Source organism: Mesorhizobium sp. EU05-FHT14A09 (assembly GCF_058790995.1).
In genome coordinates this window covers 23,827-37,838 of record NZ_JBYTDF010000011.1, presented here as the reverse complement: position 1 = coordinate 37,838, position 14,012 = coordinate 23,827, and the positions used below count along the sequence as shown (strand labels likewise).

Below are 14,012 nucleotides of genomic sequence, written 5' to 3'. Positions count from 1 at the left end.
CCTGAGTGCTGAGCTTCGGCATCTTCAGGTTGCGAGCTGCGACACAAATCTTTTCGATGATTTTTGCTTGAGTGCTTTGAAGGGTCAGCTCTCGGATGGCATGGTCGAGGTGATGTCCACGATGTTCTGGAATTCCGGCAGGTATTCGGGACGGTAGCTGACCAGATAACTGACGATCCGTGAATTTCCCAAAAGACGCTTGAGATAACCTTTTACCACTGTCAGCTCGAGGTGGTCCTTTCCATAGGTGTCCTGAATTGAGGCCATCGCTTCCTGCAATCGGGCAAGTTCCTTTTCCATTCTGGCAATGGCGTCGGCTGTGAGCCCCTTGACGCTTTTCGGTTTGTCCGGCTCCGCCAAGCGGTTGCGAGGCGTTCCTGCCAAGATAGCCGATGCATAGGCTACCGAGTAGTTGTTGGCATTGATCATAAGATCTGCGGCCTCTATCTGTCGAAGTGGCTGCATTTTCTTGAGGGTCTCAAAAATCGCCATGGGGCAATTCTTGTCCTTGAGGAGCTCTCTTGCCTCAGCACATATGCCGTTCAGCATGCGCGAACGCCGGCGAACGGTTTCCACGTTGACGGACAGGACCTTGGCTATCCGCTCCTCAGGTACTCCCTGGTTGAGCGCGTTCACGATCATCGCGTATTCTTGGATCGATGCGAGCCGGTTGATCTGTTTGTTGTAGGTGAAGGCCTCGTCGTCTGTTGAAACGAGGCATTCAACCTCGGTACGACCGAGATCCTTGAGTGCCTCGATTCGTAGATGACCATCGAGGATAAAGAACGTGCCCACATCGTCCGGATTGCGGGCGATGACCGGCGGCTCCACAAGATCGACTTCACCGATCGACGTCGCGATCTGCTTGTATTTTTTGCTCGACTTCACTGTGGGGCGTATCGTCTTTCCAGGCAGCAGCGTTTCCAATTTCACAAGGATGCAGTGACCCTCGAAGCCTTGCCGCACGGACTCCCTAGGTTTTTGATCCTGCTCGTTCATAGGGCGAGCCTTTGCTTCAATTGGGCTGGAAGAGAATCCAGCCCCTCCGAGCGCAACAGGTTTACGAAACCTTCTTCCGTCATCAAGGATCGTATGGCCTCGACGACAAACAGCAACTTGCCTTGCGTAACCTCAGCCTTCTTTAGCAGTACCTTTTGCCGGTCGGCTTCCAGTTGATAGGCTCTTACCATTGCTTCGCTTGTTAGCGCGCGTTTCGATGGGTTGACGCGCCCGAAATTCAGCTGACTGAGGCGCCCGCCTTTCAGATTACGCTGCTGCAGCAGCCTGCGGACCACGACAAGTTTCTTCCCGCGTAGCTGCTTTTGGGTATAGGCGTCCATTAAGGCAGCCTGCGCGCCCTCTTCGTCGGTCTTGGCAATCTCCACTGCAAGGCTCAGCGGCAGGGCTCCAGCTTCCACGGCGGACAAAAGTCTCTCCTCGCCTTTTTCAAGCAGCCCAACGATCTGATTGACATATTCGGACGTGACTCCGATTTTCGTGCCGATGGACTTGTCGCTGTAGCCACGCTGGCGAAGGCTCGCGATTTCCTGCAAAAGATCGATCGCCCGATGCTGCCGGCGCGCGCAGTTCTCGACAAGGCTCATGACAAGACAATCATTTCTGCTCGCGTCGATGACCATGGCAGGAATATGCGTCTGGCCCAACACCAGGAAGGCTTCTATCCGGCCCTGGCCACACACCAGGTCGTAGCCTGACTTGCTTTCGTTGGTACCCCTCGCGCTGACCGTGATGGGACGTTTCAATCCGACCTTCGATATGTTGTCGACGAGAAGGCTAAATTTGCGTTTGTCGCGCTCCCTTGGATTGAGGATCCGGATCTGACTGATAGGGACTGCGTCGATGTATTTCCACGCAACCCGTTTCTCGCCTTCCGTCATGCCGCCTCCTCCAATAGGGATCGCCTCGACAGATCGAAGAAAAAATCCAGGGAATCGAACCGATAGGCCTCAAGAGAGAGAGCATTCTGCTCCGCGACGCGAAGCTTTGGCATCGTCATGTCGATTGAAGGAAGTAGATAGTAGTCAAGCGGCCGGTCGTTCGCCTCGTTCATTCGGACTACGATGCTGATGTCTGGGACAAGCCCCGTATCGAATCTCACCTTCCATCTCAAGCTTCCGGCATTTGTCTGAAAGCATCGCGCCAGGACCAGCGAGATCGTGAATTCGCCATTGATGCGAAGCAGGTCCGTGACAGGATCCAACGACACCGATATCCCGGCCCGGCTGAGGTCATCGATGAGGGTGGCCACCACTTGCGGGTGCTGCTGTCGCAGGCTCTTCTGGATTTCGACATATCGGAAGTCCCTAGCGGGAGTATATCCGATCAGGCTGTAGGCTCGCCGAAGGCTGCCAAAGCGCCGGCGATAGGTGAAAATCGATGGCAGTGAGTCTGCCGCGTTGATGATGACACCGGTCAAGGTTCCATTTGCATGAAGAACTCCCCTCAGGAGATCAAGCAGCTCTTCGTTGCTGAGATGCTGGCTGCGTGCGTCTATCAAAGCGCGCGCGCGTTCGAATACGGCCTTCTCGACAATCGGAGCGAAGGCGCCCTCGGCCCGCACCCACATATCTGGCTTGTTGTTGATACGTTGCTGTTTCAGTTTGAAGGATGTGCGGTTGTAGACATTGTTTCCGATGTATTTCTCGTTGATCAGGATGTCATGGATGTTTTCACGTCTCCATGGCCTACCCCAATCCGGCAGAATGCCTTCGCTGTTCAGCAGGCCGGCGATCTCGCGTTCGGATTTTTGTTCCTCGACAAACATGTTGTAGATGCGCCTGACCGTATCCGTCTCAGACGCAGGGCCGGGCACCAGAATAACCCTGTCCGTCTGCAGATTTTTTTTCTGGCCGCGCCGTAGTTCGCCCTTAGGTGTGCTGGTTTCATCAAGCAGCATTCGGCGCAAGCCGAAACCTGGAGACCCTCCCTGCCGATAACCCTTCTCGCACAACCGGCAATGTCCTGCGAAAACCTTGACGGAAAGATCTCGGCTATAGTCTCCCGCCATAATCCTGCGGACCGACTTCAAAAGGTGCGCGCCGGTGCTCCCGTCATTTTCAAACTGTTCTGCACAGTAGTGGATGCGGATGCCTGTCCGCGAACAAAGATACTCATAATGGGCGCTTTCGTCGGCGTTTTGAAATCGCCCCCACCTGCTGATGTCATAGACGAGAATCGCCCTGAAATTCGCAGTGCCAGTCTCGACATCATCCATCAGCTGCTTCAACGCATCGCGACCGTCGATCTTGAGGCCGCTGCGTCCGGCATCCTCATAGATGCGAACAATCTCGAAGCTCCGCTCGTCGGCATATCTGCGGATGGCAGCAAACTGGTTTTCAGTCGAGTATTTTTGAAGATCGGTTGACATGCGGACATAGGCGGCGGCCGGGACCGCCAGTCCCTCAGACTTCGAAGTCGTTAAAATCGCCTTTGTCGAGGAAGGAACCAACAGAAGACACCTTCGAACGCACTTATCGTAGTGAGCCACTCAACGGGAGGACCAAGAAGGTCGAGCGTACTTGATGAGGTCGTGGAATGTCGTTTCCCAAAAGGGGCAAGTCCTTTCCGTCCAGAATGCGCCCCGCCGAATCTTCCTTTGATGATTTGAGTTTCGCCATGGTCATTTCGTTGGCGCTGAGGCGAGCCAGCGATGATGCGCGCGTGACAACGAAGACAGTCGTTAACTGGACCGGCGCCAACGAGCGAACCGTCAAGAATTGGTTCTGCGGGCGCTACGGCCCCAGCGGTGACCATCTAATGGTTCTTGCCAGTCAATGTGATGAGGTCATGGAGGCCATCATTCGCATGACTGGGCGAAAAACGCTTCTGACGGGCGTCCGCTTGTTTGATTTGGAAAAGCGACTGTTGTCGGCCTTAGCTTTGATCCGCGAAATCGAGACGGAGGAACAAGGCTCCGAGAAGACAAGGACCGACGGCCAGGCGACGCTATGACCCGAGCGGAATTCAGCTCTTGGTTGTTCAAACGGATAGAACGTCCGCTTTCTCGCCTCGTACGCTAGAAGCTGCCAGTCCGTTTCCGGCCCCTAAGCAGATGTTGCTTGGGCGCAACCCTAAGGTCGCTTCAGCGCAATCACGCCCGCGAAGGCGAGGAGCCCGAAGCCGACGCTGATTGGCACTGCCGCTGGGGAGATCAAATCCAGGACAAAGCCGGTGCCAGTGGAACCCACAACGCTGCCTGCCGAGTAGGCGAGTGAATAGCTGGCTGTACCCGCGACGAGCATACCGCCCACGAACCGCTCGCCCAGAATTGTGAGGGCGCAGGTGCTGAGGGCAAAAGTGGCCGCACCGATGACAGCGAACGTCGCCAGGATCGCAGCCTCGGAATGCAAGAACGGGATTGCGAAGAAAGCGACGGCGCCCAGTAAGCTGCAGCCTAACGCCACGCCGGCGCGTGATGTCCGGTCGAGCAACCATCCGACGAAAGGCTGTGCAAGTGCGGTTGGCAGCGACAGGACGGTGATGGCGTAGGCGGCGAACGCTTCGGAGTGACCAACACGAACAAAATACACTGCCATTCCAGATATCGCGGCTATATCGGCAAAGCCGAAGGCGAGTTCCATGAGCACCAGAATGGGCGCGGCCTTGATGAAGCGGAGCAATGCGCCTGAGGGTGCGCGCTCCGGCAACGTGCGCGTGGTGCCGTTGACTGCCGCGCTGGCAAAACCAATAAGCGCGATATAGACGGCGACCAGAGCGAAGGCGAAGCCGTTTTTCGTGCCGAGCAGGGGTATTGCCAAAGGGCCAGCGGCGAAACCCGCACACATGCCCGCCCCGTACAACCCCGAGATGCGGCCGCGGATGCGATCAGGACTTGCCGTGTTCAGCCATGCACCGCTCAAAATGGAGATCAAGCTGGCGCAGAACCCGATCGCGAAACGCGCCACGAACCAGGCCGGAAGATAGTCGGTCAATGCAAATGCCATGAGGCCTATGGCGCAGCCGAACATGGCCGCGATGATGAGGCGATCGCCGCGAAAGTTAGCGGTAAGCCGGTCGATCGTCAGCACGGCAGTTGCCGCTCCTACCGCGTACACGGCGGCATTGAGCCCGATCAGGCTTCCGGGCACCCCCTTGCCTTGCAGAACGAGCGAAATGAGCGGGAAGGTCAGGCCTTGGGCAATCGCGAAAGCTGTAACGCTCAAGATTACAACGGTGATTGCCGCCCAGTCCGGCTGGTCGGCATTGTAGGTAGTCGTCGTGCTCATATTGTCGGCCCGCTCGCGTTGTTCATCAACGCGTCTGGAAACTCCTAGCAGATTTGGTTATGTCTTTCTGTCGATGCAAAGCTCAATTGCATCGAGAATTCGTCAAATCGCCTCCGGTTGCTCTTTCGTATCCATCGAGGTCTTTGCAGGGATGCGGCCCAGATATCGTGGCCAAATAGAAAGTCAGGAAGCCAGCGAGAACTTTGGCTGGCACAGCCACGACTTTGGGCAACTCATCTCCGCTTCCTATGGATCGATGTATGTTGGCACGCACAATCAGGCCTTGTTGCTGAGCCCTGCCATGGCGGTATGGATTCCGCCGGACGCTGAACACTGGCTAAGATACGCGTCGAGCAATGAGATGCTTTATGTCGATGTGAACAAGCAGGAGGCGCGCAAGCTTGGAAGCGCCACGCGCATTGTTGAGATGACACCGCTTCTGGGTGCCCTGATGCAGGCAACGCTGCCCGACTTGTCGTCCGACCTTACAGGGCGCCATAGAGCTGCTCTGCATGATCTGCTTTGCCATGAGATCCTCGCGGCCAGAGACGTTCCGTTGTCACTCGCCATGCCGCAGGACAAACGGATCAACAGTCTTGCTCAGGCCGCGTTGCATAATCCCGGCTCGATTGTTTCGGTCGAGGCATGGCTTGCTGACGGCGCCGCCAGCCGCAAGACGATCGAGCGCTTGTTCATCGCTGAAACCGGCATGCCGCCATCGCGCTGGTTGAGGCATGCACGCATCCTTCACGCAATCTCTCAGCTCGCCGCGGGGATGAAAATCAGTTCGGTGGCGTTGGCCCAGGGTTACGAGTCGCCAAGCGCCTTTGCCTACATGTTCCGCAGTGCCATCGGCATGAGTCCGAGCCGATTTTCCAAGAATCGGGAAATCCTCACGGATCAACCGCAAGAAATGAACGAACCGAGGCGCGCGGGCCCTGCTAGGAGGCCTAATTGGCCCCTCGTCGCGAAGTAATTTTGAACGCGTGACTGGAAAGAAAGAACCCGCTTGTTACCGAGCCGGTCTTGTTGCCTGTCAGTAAAGGCCACCTCGATCGCCGCTTCGTGCGAGCGGCCGTCGACCGAAGCCTCAGGGCAGGGAGTGATTGGTGGAGCAGAGAAGGGTTCTGCCGAGGCTGAAAACCTTGAGCACTGCCTTGTGGTGGCGGAGACCAAGGCTGAGAACGATCCGCATGCAGCCGATCAGCATGTCGGCAGGCAGATCGCGACGCTCCGCGTTCAGTTGGACGTATCGCAAGCAACGCTCGCCTGTTCCATCGGCATCAGAACGCAGCACTTCAGAAATACGAAAGCGAACGCAATCGCGTCAGCGCTTCCATGCTTTATCTGATCGGCAGGGCGCTCGGCGTGCCGGTCAGCCGCTTCTTCGTTGGTATGCCAGGCAACAGCGAAGAAGCAACAGGGCCGTTGCCGGTTGACGAGCGCCTCGAGTTCATAACCAGCGCGGAAGGTCGGCGACTGATCGAGGAACTGATGTAGCGGGAACCATAGGTACCCGCAAAGCCTGGTTGGCCACATGACGGCTCAGGTCGCAGGCCAATTCCTGCAGCGCGCAATGCAAATACCACCCCGCAGCCCATCAAGCGGGGAACGGCCCTTCGACTCTTCACCGCGGACGAAGATGCAGATGATCTTGCGGCCGCAGACGCGCTGCTGCTCAGCGGCGGGTTTGCCGCGTAGACGAAAGATCGCCGCGGAACCCTACGATCGCCGGACGCTCTGTGTCGTCATCTGGCTTACGTTGGGCGCTCCCCTAACCATTCCGGCGCCAGATTTCGAAATTCAGCAGAAGCGCAAATGCCACCCATATAGCCAGCGGCGCCAGGCACCAGGCCGCGCGAGGATCGAGCCGCCTGAACCAGACGATCGTCGCCAGGATAATCAACAGCTGCGGAAATATGTCCAGCAAGCCCGCAATCGGGCTGTGCAGTCCGAAGAACAACCAGGACCACAGCGCATTGAGCGCCAATTGCAGGAAGAAAAGCGTCAGTGCGGTGCTTCGCTCGCCAGGCTCCCGGCTGCGTTGAGCACGCGCCAAACAGCATACGCCATGAGGAAATAGAGGGAGGTCCAGACCGGAGCGAAAATCCAGTTCGGCGGATTGAAGGACGGCTGGATTAGACCCGCATACCAGGAGGCGATGTTGGGATATGTCGCCCACTGACCCAGAAGCGATGCCGCATCACGGGGATCAGCGCGATCGAGGCCCTGAGCCATAACGGCGTTGCTGGTGGGCTTAACCTTGCGTCCATGGTGCTGGCTTGTCCATGCATTTGAATTGCCAGCCAACACACCTGGCCAGGCTGCAACGATGTTTCCTTATCTACGCCGTAGAGGCGGCCTTGGATCAAAAATCCTGGCACCGCTTTTTAGAAAACAAGACGTGAATTGCCCGCAATTGTCCACTGCTCATGGGCTGACAACTCGACATGCCCAAACCCGTGAAACTGCTCAAGGCGACGCTGGACGAAGAAAGCGCAACGGACGCGGCACTGGCCCAACACAGAACAGGGCCCGTATTGCTGCTCGTGAAACAGAGCGCGACCACCGTCTCCTCTGACGCATTCCCGGTCGCGGTGACTGCCGATCGTCTAGATTTTTGCAACTTCGTTCATCTTCGGCCGTTACATGCTCGAAGCGATCACAAGCGGATCACGCCCATATGGGCTTCATGCGCAACCTCTGGGTAAAGGAAGGGGCGTTCGGGATTTTCCCAATTTCCTCGATAGAAGAGGGAATCGCCTTCCTGGCCGGCTGGCCTTTGCTCAATCGATCGGCATTCTTCTACATGGCGAGCAACGCCCTTCGATCGGCCGAAGCAGGCAGCATCACAGAGGAGGAGGCACGGTCCGTGCTTCGCGCCTTCTGTCAGGAAGCAGGCGTGCTGGTGGAGATAATGCCACCTCCCATTCTTCCTAAATCCTAAGTCGCGAAGGTGGATTGGACTTGCCTTTTGCAAGGGTGATGTCGTCACTCTGTCTCGCCTACAACAAGATGCTAGCCGACTGATCCGGCCTTGGTTGGAACGCTTTCGGGGCGTAGCTGGTGTGGATGCCGGACAAACGCTCAAAAGAAGCCCGTTCCGCTGCAAACCGATATGCGCCACGGCCAAAAAGTTCGTTGCTCATGTCTGGGATCGTGGCAATCGTCCTGATTGCTTTGGCATTCTGGATAGTCGACAGCTTTTACACGCTGCAACTTCTTCGCTACCCAGTCCTACTGGGGACAGCATTGATTGTCAGTTTTATGGGCGGAATGCTGATACGGAAGGTGCGAATGCGCCGACATCTGGCAGCATTCGACGACGAGTTTCAGCGCGGTCTCAAAGACAATGCGCCGGATTGAGGAGAGACGGCAGCGCGGAAATGGACGGTAGGCTTATCGCGTCTGCCAATTCTCAGGGATGTGGAGACGGGGTTTCTCTGGTGTCGCGCTGGGGATGTACGCGATCGTTGGCATCTCGCGCTTCCGCTTCCTCGTTCCACTTGCGGGTCCGCGTCTTGCCTTTGCCGGTCGCTTTTTCACTCCCCGGAATACGATCTGTTCGAGCCCGAGGCTTTCGTGTCCCGAATCCAAAACTGTCTTTGCGAGGCATGGTGGTATTCCTTGAGGGGCCGACCTGGACAGGAGCGTCCGCAGGCGACTACGAGGCGCAGGCTGCCAACCAACGCCTCGTCTGTGAGGGGCTCTAGTTCAGGGCCATGGCGGAGTTGCAGGAGATGGCCAATGCGGAGTTGGGCGTGTTACTGCCAAGCGGCGTGGCCCAGCCGGCCTTCTCGATGATCGATCGACGGTCATAGCTGTTGGCCGCTTTGAGGGCCGCCAGGACCTCGACCGAATTCGGTGCGCTCTTGGATTGTGCGACGCAATAGGGGGTCATGACGGCGACGACAGCATTGGTGGCGGAGTTTTCCGCCATTTTCGTAGCACTACCGCCAGTGACCCATCCACCTGCGGTGAAGCCGATGATTGCCAGCGCCAAAGCTCCTCCGGCCGCGCCGTAGCCGGCCGGCTTAATCCATTCCCGGGGTTGCATGATAGTGTCCGATCTTTGTCAGACGGGTGCACATGATTGCGCACGAGTGAGTCATTCTATCACATCCGCGCCGCGGGCGATAACTATTCCGCAGATCAGCCTCGGTGTGCGGGCGGTGGCGCTGCGTAGTCTCCGTCGGACTGCCAATGCCGAGAGGCGTCCGTCCAGATCTCGGCTTCGCCCGGATGGCATGACAGCAGACAAAGTCTGGGAGTCATCCTTTGGTTCGCCTCGTCTTCAATGATGGACATGATGTTCGGCATTGCCTTGGCAGGTGGCAGCGGCTTCCTGGAAGAAGCAGATGACGAGCAGTTGCTCGCCATCTGAGAATTCGAAAATTATGCACCTAGCTAGTTGGCGCCGCCAAGCTGCTTGGTCATCTTGCAGAAATTGTCATGCTCTTTGGCGATGGCTGCATCGCCGCATTCCTTTATCATTCCGGCGCGTTCGTCTTCCTTCATGGCCATCCATGCAGCCTTGAATTCGCTCTCCGACTTCATCGTCTTCATGCCGGTATCGGTGAAGAAGGGTGACATTTTCGCCGGATCATCAAGCGCCGAAGTTCCTTTGGTGGTGCCGGCGAAGCTTGCGCCGGTCATTATGGAAAGCGTCATTGCGCTCAGTAGAAGCATTTTGATCATTATATTTCTCCTTGTTCCGAGATCTCCAGAACAGCGATCCCTTTAAAGAACAAAAAATATTTGCAATCGTTCCAAAAAATATAGAATAATATTGCTCCTTGAAATTAATATTTGAAGCTTCTTTCGAAAATTAAACGAGGTGCTGCGACCCTCTGCAAAGGTCGCTTTGACCTGCAAGGGCAACGGATCCGGCTAGGATCTGCCAGCATCGGAGCAAAGGCGAGTGCGGTTCCGCAACTTCGTTGATGGTTGGATGCCGCGCATCGCTGACGTGGCTTTTGGCCAGACAAGCATTCCGGAACCTCCGTGATTGCCAGCCGTTCCCTCATGACAACACAAGGATGATTCACGATGGCAGATATCCCTAACGAGAACGCCGCCGCTGAGACGCCAGCAGACAATGTTCGGGAAATGCTGGAAAAGCAGATTGCCGCACTCCGGCGCGACATTACCAAGATCAACACGACGCTTGCCGAGCGCGCCGAGGAAGCCATGGAAGAAGCTAGCGGCTGGTACGATACAGCTGCCGAGAAGACATCACGCGCGGCTCAACAGGTGAAGTCACAAGCTCAGTCAGTTTCGCGAACTGTCAGGAAGAATCCCGGCACCGTCTCAAGTGCCATGTTCCTTGGTGCAACCGTTGGAGTGATGATCGGATTGGCGATCGGCTACCTGAATGACAAAGACCAGCGTTGGTTTTAGGCCGGTCGTCGAGGCTGACATGGGTGAATTGCAGCTTCAGCTATGCTGTTGAATCGAGAAAGTGCGGCCAGCCAGCGCTGGAAGAGAGCGTGTACCGCTTCGACTTGGTCAGATTGCGCCGTCACCGGAAGCGCGGAGCGCAAGTCCGCCATAGCAAGCATAGCCTAGAACAAACCATTTTACCCACCTTGGGCGGCATCTGTTTCCAATATGAATTTCCGGATCACTTCGAAGGCGCGAACCGGATCATCGATAAAGACGGGATGGCCACATCCGGGAAAGCGCTCGAAGCGAACCACGTCCGGATGAAGGCAGGCGGCGATCGCTGCACCAAATGAGATTGGCGTTATCGGATCCTTGTCGCCGGCAAGAACGAGTGTGGGACAAATGACATTGTTCAACGCCGAGCGAAAATCCATCGCGCCGTGTTCGTTATCCGGTCCATTGAAATGAACGCCAACTTCTTTCGCAACAACTGCCCGCTTTTTCCAATCGTCGTCACCGGTCGGGCGCCGGTTATAAAGCGGCAGACAGATCGTTGCATAACGTTCCCAGTTTTCGACTGTCGGGTCCTCCCAATAGGCCCGGGCTACGGTGCCGGCCTCAGGGCCACCAAATTGCGCGAACGTTTTGAAGACGACCGGAAAATCCATCCATGCAGCGGTATTGCAAAGAATGAGCTTGCCCGGGTGGCCAGGGTGACGTGTCGCATAGGACTGCGCGACGAAACCACCGAAGGACACGCCAAACACGATGGGCTTTACAATGCCCAGAACGTCGCAGAAGGATTTTACGTCATCGCCCCATTGGGCGAGGTTCCAGGTCTCGCTGTGGGATTGGGCGCTCCGGCCGCTGCCGCGCTGGTCGAGATAGACTACCTGCGCGATGTCCGCAAACGCTGAAAAGGCTGGCTTCAGCAGAGAGTGATCGAAGCCCGGTCCGCCATGAAGAAGGAGCAGGGTCGGTTTTGATTTCATCCTTGAGCCATCAGGCACCAAACCGGCTCCTTCTACATCGAAGAAAAGCTTGGTGCGGTTCACTTCAACAAACATCTCAGGTCCCCGAATGCCAAACACTGGCTCAGCAGTTTTTCATAATATGCAAAGTGCAAGAGCATGAATACGGCGACGCAGCAGTCCATTCCAACAGCAGCCTTGGACCGCCCGATTACCCACGTTGACCGAACAGGGCCCGGTGTGCGGCGAGGAACGTCGTCATATCGTTCGCTTTCTTCCCAGTAATCCTCTCAACTTCGATCGTGGTGCGGTTCTCTGCCCCGCTGGCTATGCCGTCGTCCATGTTTGCGAGTATGGCCGCATAGTCAGCGGGAAGGCCGGCGCCCGCATATCGGTCTGCGAGCTCGGGCACTGTAAGGCGGGCATGGCGAAGCGGTCGGCCTGCCAGTTGCGCGATAGCCATCGCAACTTCGTCATACGTGAGAGCCTCGGGGCCGGTCAGCACTGGCGCCGAACCCCATTCGAACTCAGGGTCAGTCAAGGCTTTTGCGGCCACGGCCGCAATGTCTTCGGCGTCGATGAAAGGGACGCGACCGTCTCCGGTCGCCGAATAGATCACGCCTTCTTGGACGATCGCATGAAGATGCTGGGTCACGAAGTTCTGCATGAACCAGCTCGGGCGCAGAACCGTCCACCGCGTTTTCTGGGTGGCAAGCCAAGCGTGAACTGCCCCCATCATCGGACCGCCCTCGGGCAGCGACGACGCAGACAGAAGGACAAAGCGCTCGATCCCGGTGTCTAACGCGTACTCCAGCGTCGGGCGCATATCCTTCAGGGGGTCGGTCGTGTCGGTTGGCACGACGAGATAGACAGCGGAAACGCCTTCAAAAGCGGCTTTGTGCGTACTGTGATCATGCCAATCGAAGCGGACGTCGTCTGGCGCGGCCGGTTTGCGTGACGCCGTGCGAAGATCCTTGCCCGCCGCGCGGATCAATTGCTGAAGCGCCCTTCCTGTCTTTCCTGTCGCGCCGGTGATGAGAATACGCTCAGGCATCGTGCATCTCCACGCCGACAAGAGAACCAACGGCGGGTGCCCCTCTTGTCGCCCGCAGGACAGCCAGCGGATTCCAATAGTCTTTGTAGTGAACGATCTGTCCATCCCGCACGCGGATGACCGATATGTAACGCTGTTCGTAAAGTTCGTCGGTCTCCACGCCACGACCGAAGCCGTCAAATTGGAGAACGACAATCTGCGGATCGCTTGTCGCGAGAAATTCGGGATCACCAATCCGGTCGAATGCAATCAGCTCAGCCAGCGCTTGAAGATGAGCATTCAGCGCCACGCGTCCCTGAAGACGTTCCGTCATCCCAGGTGGGGCGAAGGGGAACTCCATCACCCCATCCTCCGCGAACATGTCGAGGAAGGTGTGCGCGTCCGGCCGCAATCGCTCACCTAGCGCCTGGCGCAACATCTGAGAAAAGCTTTGCACACTGTCTTTCATCGTTTATGTCCTATTTCAATGGAACGGCACCGTTCCATTGAAATAGGGATGGCGCGGATGGAACGCAATCGTTCCGACGGAAATTCGGATATGAGGCGGCGGTTGAGCGGCGCGGCGGTGAAGCGTCCGACAGTTACCCATGCCCTGGCCCGCGCCTTCTTCGAGGAATGGGCGCGCACTGGCTACGCGCTGCTGAGCCTGGAACGAGTGGCCAAAAATGCTGGGGTTGGCAAAGCCGCACTCTACAGAAGATGGTCGTCTAAAGCCGAAATGGCCGCCGACCTTCTTTCGCAGGTCGGCCTGACACTTACCGATATCGAGGATATGGGGTCATTGGAGGCGGATCTGCGTGCTCTTCTTTTCGCCATCCGGCGCGTGCTGCGCCATCGGCTTGTTCGTCGTATCCTTGTGGATCTCCACGCCGAGATTGGTCGCCAACAAGCCTTGGAAGCGGCGATACGCCCATTTCAGCGAGCAAGGCGCAAGCGCGCCGAGCTCTTGATCGATCGTGGCATTGCCCGGGGAGAAATTCCCTGGACCATCGATCGGGAAACCGTTTCGGATTTGATTGCTGCGCCGCTTTACTGGCGTCTCATTGTGGTCCGAGGCCGCTCTGACCGCTCATATATCGAAAGGCTTGCACGCATGACGGCTGCGGCGATCAGGGCGTGGTAATGTCAGCCTGCCTGGCCTGTCGACGCTTGTTGAAATCAGCCTTCGTCTTTGATCTTGCGTGCTTCATGCTCGCCTTTGGCCTTGCCACAAATCGTTGAGTTAGATGAAGCGGATGCGAACCTTCCCCAGAAGAAGCGCAACGTCTGCATCTGGACCGGCTCGAGAAGGTCGTCGTCGCCCTGCGGGGAACCGGCAGGCCAGGGCATCGGTTTGCGCGCACATTGGTTGAACCC

At 57.0% G+C, this 14,012-nt stretch carries 18 protein-coding genes; 7 read left to right on the top strand and 11 right to left on the bottom strand.

What is annotated here, in order from left to right; genetic code table 11:
- Window positions 1–84: 84 nt before the first annotated feature.
- From AC3WTO_RS26680 to AC3WTO_RS26670, 3 genes are read right to left on the bottom strand one after another with little or no spacing between them, the layout of a single operon-like run.
- Window positions 85–999, bottom strand: coding sequence for a plasmid partitioning protein RepB C-terminal domain-containing protein (locus tag AC3WTO_RS26680; protein ID WP_492464078.1), 915 nt, complete (start codon window positions 997–999; stop codon window positions 85–87).
- Window positions 996–1,898, bottom strand: a complete 903-nt coding sequence (locus AC3WTO_RS26675) for a plasmid partitioning protein RepB C-terminal domain-containing protein (RefSeq protein WP_492464079.1) — start codon at window positions 1,896–1,898, stop codon at window positions 996–998. Before AC3WTO_RS26675 ends, AC3WTO_RS26680 begins: the two co-directional genes overlap by 4 nt.
- Window positions 1,895–3,469, bottom strand: a complete 1,575-nt coding sequence (locus AC3WTO_RS26670; protein WP_492464080.1) for a recombinase family protein — start codon at window positions 3,467–3,469, stop codon at window positions 1,895–1,897. The genes AC3WTO_RS26675 and AC3WTO_RS26670 overlap by 4 nt, the downstream gene beginning before the upstream one ends.
- A gap of 86 nt (window positions 3,470–3,555) precedes the next feature.
- Here AC3WTO_RS26670 and AC3WTO_RS26665 point away from each other — a divergent pair, with 86 nt between their 5' ends.
- Window positions 3,556–3,972 (top strand): hypothetical protein, encoded by a 417-nt coding sequence (locus AC3WTO_RS26665; RefSeq protein ID WP_492464081.1) that lies wholly within the window; start codon window positions 3,556–3,558, stop codon window positions 3,970–3,972.
- 119 nt (window positions 3,973–4,091) lie between these two features.
- Here the strand turns inward: AC3WTO_RS26665 and AC3WTO_RS26660 are convergent, their stop codons facing one another.
- The gene (locus AC3WTO_RS26660) at window positions 4,092–5,246 is read right to left on the bottom strand and encodes an MFS transporter (protein WP_492464082.1); all 1,155 of its coding nucleotides are present in this window, start codon (window positions 5,244–5,246) and stop codon (window positions 4,092–4,094) included.
- Between AC3WTO_RS26660 and AC3WTO_RS26655 the strand changes: the two genes are divergently transcribed.
- Both AC3WTO_RS26655 and AC3WTO_RS26650 read left to right on the top strand, forming a co-directional pair.
- A complete protein-coding gene (locus AC3WTO_RS26655) occupies window positions 5,239–6,222 on the top strand; it encodes an AraC family transcriptional regulator (protein ID WP_492464083.1) in 984 nt (327 codons plus the stop codon). The two genes, AC3WTO_RS26660 and AC3WTO_RS26655, sit on opposite strands and share 8 nt — an antisense overlap.
- Window positions 6,223–6,584: 362 nt before the next feature.
- The gene (locus AC3WTO_RS26650; RefSeq protein ID WP_492464084.1) at window positions 6,585–6,746 is read left to right on the top strand and encodes a hypothetical protein; all 162 of its coding nucleotides are present in this window, start codon (window positions 6,585–6,587) and stop codon (window positions 6,744–6,746) included.
- Between the two features lie 274 nt (window positions 6,747–7,020).
- Here the strand turns inward: AC3WTO_RS26650 and AC3WTO_RS26645 are convergent, their stop codons facing one another.
- A complete protein-coding gene (locus tag AC3WTO_RS26645; protein WP_492464085.1) occupies window positions 7,021–7,305 on the bottom strand; it encodes a TspO/MBR family protein in 285 nt (94 codons plus the stop codon).
- The gene (locus tag AC3WTO_RS26640) at window positions 7,254–7,484 is read right to left on the bottom strand and encodes a TspO/MBR family protein (RefSeq protein ID WP_492464086.1); all 231 of its coding nucleotides are present in this window, start codon (window positions 7,482–7,484) and stop codon (window positions 7,254–7,256) included. The genes AC3WTO_RS26645 and AC3WTO_RS26640 overlap by 52 nt, the downstream gene beginning before the upstream one ends.
- Window positions 7,485–7,929: 445 nt before the next feature.
- Between AC3WTO_RS26640 and AC3WTO_RS26635 the strand changes: the two genes are divergently transcribed.
- Window positions 7,930–8,193, top strand: a complete 264-nt coding sequence (locus AC3WTO_RS26635; protein WP_492464087.1) for a DUF982 domain-containing protein — start codon at window positions 7,930–7,932, stop codon at window positions 8,191–8,193.
- A 125-nt stretch (window positions 8,194–8,318) separates the two neighbouring features.
- On the top strand, window positions 8,319–8,612 hold the full coding sequence (locus AC3WTO_RS26630) for a hypothetical protein (protein WP_492464088.1): 294 nt from the start codon (window positions 8,319–8,321) through the stop codon (window positions 8,610–8,612).
- A gap of 343 nt (window positions 8,613–8,955) precedes the next feature.
- Here the strand turns inward: AC3WTO_RS26630 and AC3WTO_RS26625 are convergent, their stop codons facing one another.
- Window positions 8,956–9,303, bottom strand: a complete 348-nt coding sequence (locus AC3WTO_RS26625; RefSeq protein ID WP_492464089.1) for a hypothetical protein — start codon at window positions 9,301–9,303, stop codon at window positions 8,956–8,958.
- Between the two features lie 350 nt (window positions 9,304–9,653).
- The gene (locus AC3WTO_RS26620) at window positions 9,654–9,947 is read right to left on the bottom strand and encodes a hypothetical protein (RefSeq protein ID WP_492464128.1); all 294 of its coding nucleotides are present in this window, start codon (window positions 9,945–9,947) and stop codon (window positions 9,654–9,656) included.
- A gap of 348 nt (window positions 9,948–10,295) precedes the next feature.
- Between AC3WTO_RS26620 and AC3WTO_RS26615 the strand changes: the two genes are divergently transcribed.
- On the top strand, window positions 10,296–10,646 hold the full coding sequence (locus AC3WTO_RS26615) for a hypothetical protein (protein ID WP_492464090.1): 351 nt from the start codon (window positions 10,296–10,298) through the stop codon (window positions 10,644–10,646).
- A 179-nt stretch (window positions 10,647–10,825) separates the two neighbouring features.
- Here AC3WTO_RS26615 and AC3WTO_RS26610 read toward each other — a convergent pair whose 3' ends face one another.
- The 3 genes from AC3WTO_RS26610 to AC3WTO_RS26600 all read right to left on the bottom strand — a co-directional run bounded on the left by AC3WTO_RS26610 (window position 10,826) and on the right by AC3WTO_RS26600 (window position 13,104).
- Window positions 10,826–11,698 (bottom strand): alpha/beta fold hydrolase, encoded by an 873-nt coding sequence (locus AC3WTO_RS26610; RefSeq protein WP_492464091.1) that lies wholly within the window; start codon window positions 11,696–11,698, stop codon window positions 10,826–10,828.
- Between the two features lie 115 nt (window positions 11,699–11,813).
- Window positions 11,814–12,656: an NAD(P)H-binding protein gene (locus AC3WTO_RS26605; RefSeq protein WP_492464092.1), complete on the bottom strand. Its 843-nt coding sequence runs from the start codon at window positions 12,654–12,656 to the stop codon at window positions 11,814–11,816.
- On the bottom strand, window positions 12,649–13,104 hold the full coding sequence (locus tag AC3WTO_RS26600; RefSeq protein ID WP_492464093.1) for a nuclear transport factor 2 family protein: 456 nt from the start codon (window positions 13,102–13,104) through the stop codon (window positions 12,649–12,651). Before AC3WTO_RS26600 ends, AC3WTO_RS26605 begins: the two co-directional genes overlap by 8 nt.
- A 57-nt stretch (window positions 13,105–13,161) precedes the next feature.
- On the opposite strand from AC3WTO_RS26600, the gene AC3WTO_RS26595 reads away from it, so the two are divergent.
- Window positions 13,162–13,779 (top strand): TetR/AcrR family transcriptional regulator, encoded by a 618-nt coding sequence (locus tag AC3WTO_RS26595; protein ID WP_492464094.1) that lies wholly within the window; start codon window positions 13,162–13,164, stop codon window positions 13,777–13,779.
- Window positions 13,780–14,012 lie beyond the last annotated feature (233 nt).

Bases quoted from the DNA above. Each gene is read 5' to 3' on its own strand.
- AC3WTO_RS26680 (WP_492464078.1), bottom strand. From the start codon at position 999: ATGAACGAGCAGGATCAAAAACCTAGGGAGTCCGTGCGGCAAGGCTTC.
- AC3WTO_RS26675 (WP_492464079.1), bottom strand. From the start codon at position 1,898: ATGACGGAAGGCGAGAAACGGGTTGCGTGGAAATACATCGACGCAGTC.
- AC3WTO_RS26665 (WP_492464081.1), top strand. From the start codon at position 3,556: ATGTCGTTTCCCAAAAGGGGCAAGTCCTTTCCGTCCAGAATGCGCCCC.
- AC3WTO_RS26660 (WP_492464082.1), bottom strand. From the start codon at position 5,246: ATGAGCACGACGACTACCTACAATGCCGACCAGCCGGACTGGGCGGCA.
- AC3WTO_RS26650 (WP_492464084.1), top strand. From the start codon at position 6,585: ATGCTTTATCTGATCGGCAGGGCGCTCGGCGTGCCGGTCAGCCGCTTC.
- AC3WTO_RS26640 (WP_492464086.1), bottom strand. From the start codon at position 7,484: ATGGCTCAGGGCCTCGATCGCGCTGATCCCCGTGATGCGGCATCGCTT.
- AC3WTO_RS26635 (WP_492464087.1), top strand. From the start codon at position 7,930: ATGGGCTTCATGCGCAACCTCTGGGTAAAGGAAGGGGCGTTCGGGATT.
- AC3WTO_RS26630 (WP_492464088.1), top strand. From the start codon at position 8,319: ATGCCGGACAAACGCTCAAAAGAAGCCCGTTCCGCTGCAAACCGATAT.
- AC3WTO_RS26625 (WP_492464089.1), bottom strand. From the start codon at position 9,303: ATGCAACCCCGGGAATGGATTAAGCCGGCCGGCTACGGCGCGGCCGGA.
- AC3WTO_RS26615 (WP_492464090.1), top strand. From the start codon at position 10,296: ATGGCAGATATCCCTAACGAGAACGCCGCCGCTGAGACGCCAGCAGAC.
- AC3WTO_RS26610 (WP_492464091.1), bottom strand. From the start codon at position 11,698: ATGTTTGTTGAAGTGAACCGCACCAAGCTTTTCTTCGATGTAGAAGGA.
- AC3WTO_RS26605 (WP_492464092.1), bottom strand. From the start codon at position 12,656: ATGCCTGAGCGTATTCTCATCACCGGCGCGACAGGAAAGACAGGAAGG.
- AC3WTO_RS26600 (WP_492464093.1), bottom strand. From the start codon at position 13,104: ATGAAAGACAGTGTGCAAAGCTTTTCTCAGATGTTGCGCCAGGCGCTA.
- AC3WTO_RS26595 (WP_492464094.1), top strand. From the start codon at position 13,162: ATGGAACGCAATCGTTCCGACGGAAATTCGGATATGAGGCGGCGGTTG.